This window comes from Candidatus Angelobacter sp., from assembly GCA_035607015.1.
Classification (GTDB): Bacteria; Verrucomicrobiota; Verrucomicrobiia; order Limisphaerales; family AV2; genus AV2.
Map to the genome: position 1 here is coordinate 1 of DATNDF010000463.1, position 7,485 is coordinate 7,485.

Below are 7,485 nucleotides of genomic sequence, written 5' to 3' on the forward strand. Positions count from 1 at the left end.
CCCCCGACGTCGTCAAGCGATTTTTTGGCGGAAATCTTTTCGTGTTCTCGATAAGGTCAGTTCGTCAGTTTGATTTTAGCGCAAAGAAGGTTAAACTGGCCCATGAATCTGGTTACCGTTGCTACTTTCAACGAACGGGAAAAAGCGGATCCTCTCAAGCACCGGTTGGAGAAAAGCGGCATCCACGCCGAGATTTGCGACGAATCAAAATACGAGTGGTTCTGGTTCGTGATGAAACCCGTCGCTGGCATCCGCCTGAAGGTTCACAAGAAAGATTTTGAGACCGCCCGGCGACTGGTCCGGGAGTGGGAAACGACCGACGGCGTCTTGCGTGACGCCGTGCGCTGTCCTGAGTGCGGCTCTTCGCGCGTCGAGTATCCGCAGTTCACTCGCAAGTTTTTTTTGCCGAATCTGGTGGGGGTAGCGAGCCTGCTGCGTATCATCGACAAGGAATTCTTCTGCCAGGAGTGCGAATACACCTGGCCGAAAGACGCGAAGCCGCCCCGGCCGAAAAAACACGGTTCGCCCAACTACTTCATAGACGATGTCCCGCAGGCGGGGCCGACGCTTCCGTTGCGCACTCAAAAATAGAAGAGCGCGGACGGTGCGGATCGAGTTTGCCGACTTTGACCGTCCGCCTTTGTAACCAGAGTGTTTATTGCACGGCTCTCGACAATTACACTCTCCAATGACACGTTGTGACTGTGTTATCGAGCAAGCTTGAACGACTGCGGCAATTAATCCGCTCCTACGGTTCCTGCCTGGTCGCATATTCCGGCGGGGTGGATTCCGTTTTTTTGGCGCGTGTGGCAGGGGACGTCCTGGGCGACAGGTCGCTTGCGGTCATCGCGAATTCTCCGAGTTTGCCGAGGCGTGAATTGCAGGAGGCATTGGAAATTGCCGGGCGATTTGGAATTCCTGTCCGAGTCGTGAACACGCGCGAGTTTGAGAACCCTAATTACGTGGCGAATCCGGCCAACCGCTGTTATTTCTGCAAGCATGAACTGTTCGAGGAATTGGCGCCCATCGCGCGGTCGGAAGGCTTTGCCGTGGTTGCGTACGGGGAGAACGCGAGCGACGTGGGAGATTTCCGTCCCGGGGCGCAGGCGGCAGCGGAATTTCAAGTGCGCGCGCCCCTGAAAGAGATCGGCCTGACAAAGTCGGAAATTCGCGAGTTGTCAGCACAACTGGGTCTGCCGACCGCGGACAAGCCGCAGATGGCGTGCCTCAGTTCACGCGTCCCTTATGGTGAAACGGTCACGCAGGCGAAGTTGGGGATGATTGAGCAGGCTGAGAATCTATTGCGTGATCTTGGGTTTCGCGACGTGCGCGTAAGACATCATGAGTTGAGGAACGGACAACTGGCGCGAATCGAGGTGGTTTTGACCGAGTTGCCGAAGTTTTTGGAGAATGATGCTGCTCGCAATGTATCCAGTGAGTTGAAGAAGATAGGTTACACCCATGTCACGGTGGATCTTCAAGGGTACCGGCGGGGGAGCCTGAACGAGTCGGCGACGCCGGCGGACCAGGGAAAGGCCTGAAACGTTCCGGGGCCACCGGCCCGTGGCTTGTCCGATCTCCGCGCGTCACTCGTCGCAGAGTGTCCTTTGCTCTGGCAACTTTTTACGGTTCCCGGTTATGAATGATTAGTTTTATGGCGCAATTTTCCTACAGGGCCCGGCGGAAGACCGGCGAGGTGGTGCAAGGATTACTGGACGTTGCGGATCGCGCGGCGGCCCTCGCTCAAATCGAGCGACTCGGACTTTTTCCGGTCGCGGTAGATGCGGCCAAGGGGACCTCCGTGACACAGGCCGAACGCACCGAGCGAGCGGAGCGGAACGCCGCTTCGACGGGTGTCCTGCCCCCGGCGTTGCGCGCGCTGTTGAATCGGCGCCGCAGGCCGAAGCTCCAGGAACTGGCCACGTTCACACAACAATTGGCCAATCTCCTGCAATCGGGCATGCCGCTGACCGTCGCGCTCAACAGCATGTCGCACCTGGAGTCCAAAGGGATTCCTCCCGACGTGAGCAAGCAACTCAAACAAGACGTGATGGAAGGCAGAAGCCTTTCCGATGCGATGGGGCGCCACCCGATCATCTTCTCCGACATGTACGTGAACATGGTGAGAGCGGGTGAGCAAAGCGGTGCGCTGGTGGAGGTGCTGCGGCGGGTATCGGAGCATTACGAGCGGTTCGCCGAGGTGCAGGCAAAGTTTGTGTCGGCGATGATTTATCCGTGCATCGTCGCGTGCGTTGGCGTGGCGATCATCATTTTTTTCATGACGTTCATGCTTCCGCGGTTCACGGAGATGTTCAAAGGGTTTGACATCACGCTGCCCTGGCCCACGCGAGTGCTCATGGGCTTCGGCGATTCCTTCGGCAAAGGAACGACGTGGTTGTTCATCGGGCTCTCGGCGTTTGTGGTGACGGTTCTCTTTCTGCGCTTCAAGTCCACTCAAACCGGCCGGCGCAAGCTTGACAGCTGGAAGATGAAAGCGCCTGTGATTGGCAAGGTCGTCAGGCTAAATTTGTTCGCCCAATTTGCCCGCACGCTGGCAACCCTGCTGCACAACGGAGTGCCTGTGCTGATGGCGTTGAAAATCACCGAACAAGTCGTGCCGAACCGCATCATGAAAGACGCGATAGCGCGCACGCGGGAAGACGTGACCGACGGAAAGACACTCGCGCAGCCGCTGGCTCACAGTAAAGTCTTCCCACAACTCATGATTGACCTGGTGAAAATCGGAGAGGAAACGGGCGATGTGCCGGGCGCATTGCAAAACGTGGCCGGCGCGTACGAAAACGAATTGACCACCGCGTTGCGGATCATGACCAATCTCATAGAGCCCGTGTTGATTGTTCTAATGGCGATTGTGGTCGGATTCCTTTTGCTGAGCCTCCTGTTGCCGATGTTCAAGTTGATTTCTGGCATCAGCGTCGGTCAGGGCCGATGAAACCGATGAACCGCAACAGGGGAGCGTCTTTTTTCCGCGCCTTTACTCTGATCGAAATCATGATCGTCGTCGGCATCCTAGGAATCGTGCTGGCGATGGGCGTGCCGCCGTTCGTCCGAATATTTCAAAAGGATCCGTTGCGTCAGGCGGTCAGTGATATCACAGAGGCGTGCGGCAAAGCGCGTGCGCAGGCGATTCTGCAAGGCGTACCGACTGCGCTGGTCATTCGCGCGTCCGACGGACGGGTCAGCGTTGTGTCGGCCCCGGAGACCAAAAGCGACGAGACGGTCATTCCGGGCGGCTCACCTGTGCCGCCAACGGATCCCGGCGCGGCCGGGCCAGCGGTTTTCAACGCCCGCTTACAGGAGGATATTGCGATAACACTGTTGTACGTGAATCTGAAGAACGAAATGGAAGCGGAAGAAAGCCGCGTTCATTTCTATTCCAATGGAACGAGCGACGAGTTTACCATCATTTTGCAAAAGGGCGCCGGAATCCGGAAAATCTCGCTGGAATGCGTCACTGGCCTGCCAAGCGTGGAGGTCATTCGATGAGATTCATCGCTCGAAAGTTTGATTCACGGCACGGAGATCGCATGCACGCGTTCACTCTTCTGGAGGTGATGATTGCGCTGGCGATTTTTTTTATGGCTATTTTTGCCATCCTGGGAACGGTTAACAGAGGATTAGGCGCGGCGCGGAGCTTGCAGCAGAAGTTTCCTGACATTGACGCGTTGGCGTCCGATCTCATGCTGACGAACAAATTGGAGGAAGGGACCATTGCAGGGGATTTCGGGGATCTGAATCCCGGCTACACCTGGACCCGCGATATTTATCAAGTGGCGACGAACGGTCTGTTTGAAGTGGACTTCATCATTCAGTCTTCGAGGGGACGCCAGCACGTCGAGTGGAAAAACAGCATTCTACTCTGGCGACCGGATTCGCAGGTGTCAAACTTTGGCAGGCGGCCATGAAAGTCTGCGTTACCAAGAATCAACGGGCCTTTACGCTGGTGGAAATCATGATCGCGCTGGCGATTTTCGCCACCGTAATGATCGCGATTTACTCAAGCTGGATGTCTATCTTGCGCGGGTCCAGGATCGGACAGGCCGCGGCTGCGGAAGCGCAGCGCTCACGGGTGGCGGTGCGCGCGGTGGAGAACTCCCTGGTGTCGCTCCAGATGTTCCAGGCAAACATCAAATACTATTATTTCTTTGCGGACACGACCGGTGATTTCGGGGTGCTCAGCTTCGTGGCGCGACTGCCCAAGTCGTTTCCCCGAAGCGGGGATTTTGGAGATGAGGTCTTGCGGCGGCTTACCTTTACGGTTGAACCGGGAGCGAACGCCGACAACCTTCTCGTCCTGCGCCAAAAGCCGGTGCTGTTTGATCCGAGCCTGGACGAGGAGGAGAACCCGTTGGTGCTGGCCCGGAACGTAAGAGCGTTTACGCTCGAGTTCTGGGGGCCGCGCTCGAAGGACTGGGAGACAGAGTGGCTTTATACGAACCAACTCCCCAGACTTATCCGCTTTACGCTCGGATTTGGGCAGCCAAACCAGAGAACACTTAAACCTGAAGACGTCGTAACGCGCGTTGTGTCCCTATCGGCCGTTCCCATACCCATCGGGTTACAGGCGGGAGGCGGAGTGCCAACCAGGTTTCCCAATCCGAATTTAAATCCGAACGTGCAGCCGGTGCCTCGAAGCCCGAATCCGAACCTGGTGCAACCCTCTCCCAAATGAAAATTGCCGCCCCAGCCAGCGAGCGCGGCATTGCGTTGGTCATCGTGATGATGGTGATCGTCGTTTTGGGCATGCTTGCGGCCAGTTTCGCGTATTCGATGAGAGTGGAAACGAAACTTGCAAAGAACGTTGGTTCGGAGAGCGACATGGAGTGGATAGGTCGCTCGGGCATCGAAGTGGCCAGGTATGTTCTGGCGCAGCAGTTGAACTGTCCCAATGAGCCGTATGATTCGCTCAATCAAAAATGGGCCGGAGGTCCGGGGGGTAATTGTTCATCGAATGGCCCTTTGGCGGATATTTCACTGGAGCACATTCAACTCGGGCGGGGCGAATGTTCCGTCAAGATCGTTGATCTCGAACGTAAGATGAACATCAACTCCGCGAATCGACAAACCATTCAACAAGCATTGGATTTGATGGGCGTTGACAGCTTCGACTCATATACGATCCTTGATTCCATTGAGGATTGGCTGGATGCGGACTCAAACCCGCATATCAACGGCGCGGAAAGTGATTATTATCTGACTTTACCCCAACCCCACGTCGCAAAGGACGGGCCGTTTGACGACATGTCGGAGTTGCTCCTTGTTCGTGGAGTCACGCCGGAGATTTATTGGGGTCCCCAGGGAACACCTCCATCGCGCCGGTCTGGCCAGCTGCGTTCAGCAATCACATTTAACCGTCCGGATGCCAGCTTTTCATACGGTCTGGTTGATCTGTTCACCACTCTTGGCCGACCACAGGTGAACATCAATACTGCATCCGTCGGGGTCCTTCAACTCCTGCCGGGCGTGGACAGGAGTTGTGCGGAGGACATCATCAGAAAACGCGCTGGATTGGACGGAGTTGATGGCACCGACGATGACACACCGTTTTTTAATCCGGGCGAGTTGATCAACGTGTCTTGCATGAACCCGATTTTTGTGAATCAGCTGTCGAGGTATGCTACCGTCCGCAGTTTTACGTTTGAAGCTCTGGTGGACGTGGAAATCGACCAATACAAACGGCGTCTAGTCGCGTTGTTAGTCCGCAACAGTTCGCGTGACGTACAGATATTGTGCACGCACTGGGAATGACCCCGCAAGGATCACACCGGCAGGAGGCGTGTGGCCCGTAAATCGTACGGTAAGCCGGCAGCTGGAGGCGGATCGGTTCCGATCATTTTCGTCACTGGGACTGACACGGGAGCGGGAAAGACCTTGCTGGCAGGCTTGTTGGTGCATCATCTTAGACGAAATGGACATCATGCCCTCGCTATGAAACCGTTTTGTTGCGGTAGCATGCACGACGTGGACTTGCTGTCGCGGTTGCAGGATGGCGAACTTTCACATGAGGAAATCAACCCATTCTATTTCGAAGAGCCGATCGCTCCACTTGTGGCGGCAAGAAAACGTCGGACGAGAACGCCGCTAGGTGACGTCGTTGCGCGGATCCGTGACGTTCAAACAAAATGCGAATGTCTGGTGATCGAAGGAGCAGGGGGACTGATGACGCCGCTGGGCGAGAATTTTTCTGCGGGGGACCTGATGGCCATTCTCGATTGTCACGTGGTCGTAGCAGCGCGGAACAAACTCGGTGTTATCAACCACACGCTGTTGACCGCACGATGCCTCGCGTGCTACGGAATGAAACGGATTAAAGTAGCACTTTTGGGGTGCGGCGGCAGTGATTTGTCGGTTCGCACAAACGCCAGTATGCTGGCAGAGTTGTTGTGTCCTCTCAGAGTGGTCAGTCTTCCGTTTCTGGGAGCGCGAGCCGACACTGTGGGAGCATTAAAGAAAGAATACGGAAAAATCAAAAAAACCCTTGCGCTGGTCTCGGACTTTGCTACTTTCTTCCCGCTCTTTAATACAAGCAGCACCAGCCTGTCAGAAAGATAATTGACAGCCCGCGTTTAGCGAATAGTCTGTAACGCGCAACGATTTGAAATCTGAGGTGCCGACGGTATAGCCTCGGCACTCGGCTTTTTTTTCCCTATTGTTGGGACAGGTTTTGGGTGGAGACACCCGCTGCTCTTTGAAAACTGAATTGTGCGATAAGTTGGAGCCCCTTCTGGATCATCCGGTTAGCGGATGACAGAAGAGTTTTAAGATTGAAAACGTCAGGCAGCAGTGCCTGACGGGGATCAAGCTAACGTTTTAATATATACGGAGAGTTTGATTCTGGCTCAGAACGAACGCTGGCGGCGTGGATAAGACATGCAAGTCGAACGCTGATTGACGGGTAGCAATATTCGTCGATTGGAGTGGCGTAAGGGTGCGTAACACGTGGGTAATCTGCCGTGAAGTTGGGGATAACTCGCTGAAAGGCGAGCTAATACCGAATGTGATCATTGGAGGACATCCTCTGGTGATTGAAGTTGGGGACCGTAAGGCCTGACGCTTCACGATGAGCCCGCGGCCTATCAGCTAGTTGGTGAGGTAACGGCCCACCAAGGCTAAGACGGGTAGCTGGTCTGAGAGGACGACCAGCCACACTGGAACTGAGACACGGTCCAGACACCTACGGGTGGCAGCAGTCGAGAATTTTTCACAATGGGCGAAAGCCTGATGGAGCGACGCCGCGTGGGGGATGAATGGCTTCGGCCCGTAAACCCCTGTCATTTGCGAACAAACCTTGTTATTTAAAAGATGACGAGCTGATAGTAGCGAAAGAGGAAGGGACGGCTAACTCTGTGCCAGCAGCCGCGGTAATACAGAGGTCCCAAGCGTTGTTCGGATTCACTGGGCGTAAAGGGTGCGTAGGCGGTCGGGTAAGTCTGATGTGAAATCTCACAGCTTAACTGTGAAACT

At 55.4% G+C, this 7,485-nt stretch carries 8 protein-coding genes and 1 rRNA gene; all 9 read left to right on the forward strand.

Features of this window, described 5'->3' with window-relative positions; translation table 11 throughout:
• The first annotated feature begins 102 nt into the window (after window positions 1–102).
• Window positions 103–591, forward strand: coding sequence for a hypothetical protein (locus VN887_18625; protein HXT42031.1), 489 nt, complete (start codon window positions 103–105; stop codon window positions 589–591).
• A gap of 113 nt (window positions 592–704) precedes the next feature.
• Complete coding sequence (larE, locus tag VN887_18630) at window positions 705–1,541, forward strand: ATP-dependent sacrificial sulfur transferase LarE (protein HXT42032.1); 837 nt, start codon at window positions 705–707, stop codon at window positions 1,539–1,541.
• 113 nt (window positions 1,542–1,654) lie between these two features.
• Window positions 1,655–2,953: a type II secretion system F family protein gene (locus VN887_18635; GenBank protein ID HXT42033.1), complete on the forward strand. Its 1,299-nt coding sequence runs from the start codon at window positions 1,655–1,657 to the stop codon at window positions 2,951–2,953.
• 5 nt (window positions 2,954–2,958) lie between these two features.
• Complete coding sequence (locus tag VN887_18640) at window positions 2,959–3,507, forward strand: type II secretion system protein (protein ID HXT42034.1); 549 nt, start codon at window positions 2,959–2,961, stop codon at window positions 3,505–3,507.
• Between the two features lie 41 nt (window positions 3,508–3,548).
• The gene (locus tag VN887_18645; protein ID HXT42035.1) at window positions 3,549–3,926 is read left to right on the forward strand and encodes a prepilin-type N-terminal cleavage/methylation domain-containing protein; all 378 of its coding nucleotides are present in this window, start codon (window positions 3,549–3,551) and stop codon (window positions 3,924–3,926) included.
• Window positions 3,923–4,693 (forward strand): prepilin-type N-terminal cleavage/methylation domain-containing protein, encoded by a 771-nt coding sequence (locus tag VN887_18650; protein ID HXT42036.1) that lies wholly within the window; start codon window positions 3,923–3,925, stop codon window positions 4,691–4,693. Before VN887_18645 ends, VN887_18650 begins: the two co-directional genes overlap by 4 nt.
• On the forward strand, window positions 4,690–5,769 hold the full coding sequence (locus tag VN887_18655) for a general secretion pathway protein GspK (protein ID HXT42037.1): 1,080 nt from the start codon (window positions 4,690–4,692) through the stop codon (window positions 5,767–5,769). Before VN887_18650 ends, VN887_18655 begins: the two co-directional genes overlap by 4 nt.
• 30 nt (window positions 5,770–5,799) lie before the next feature.
• Window positions 5,800–6,573 (forward strand): dethiobiotin synthase, encoded by a 774-nt coding sequence (gene bioD, locus VN887_18660; protein ID HXT42038.1) that lies wholly within the window; start codon window positions 5,800–5,802, stop codon window positions 6,571–6,573.
• Between the two features lie 264 nt (window positions 6,574–6,837).
• Window positions 6,838–7,485, forward strand: a 16S ribosomal RNA gene (locus VN887_18665); the annotation flags it as partial.

Coding starts and splice junctions, on each gene's coding strand:
- VN887_18640 (HXT42034.1), top strand. CDS start 2,959: ATGAACCGCAACAGGGGAGCGTCTTTTTTCCGCGCCTTTACTCTGATC.
- VN887_18650 (HXT42036.1), top strand. CDS start 3,923: ATGAAAGTCTGCGTTACCAAGAATCAACGGGCCTTTACGCTGGTGGAA.
- VN887_18625 (HXT42031.1), top strand. CDS start 103: ATGAATCTGGTTACCGTTGCTACTTTCAACGAACGGGAAAAAGCGGAT.
- VN887_18635 (HXT42033.1), top strand. CDS start 1,655: ATGGCGCAATTTTCCTACAGGGCCCGGCGGAAGACCGGCGAGGTGGTG.
- VN887_18655 (HXT42037.1), top strand. CDS start 4,690: ATGAAAATTGCCGCCCCAGCCAGCGAGCGCGGCATTGCGTTGGTCATC.
- VN887_18645 (HXT42035.1), top strand. CDS start 3,549: ATGCACGCGTTCACTCTTCTGGAGGTGATGATTGCGCTGGCGATTTTT.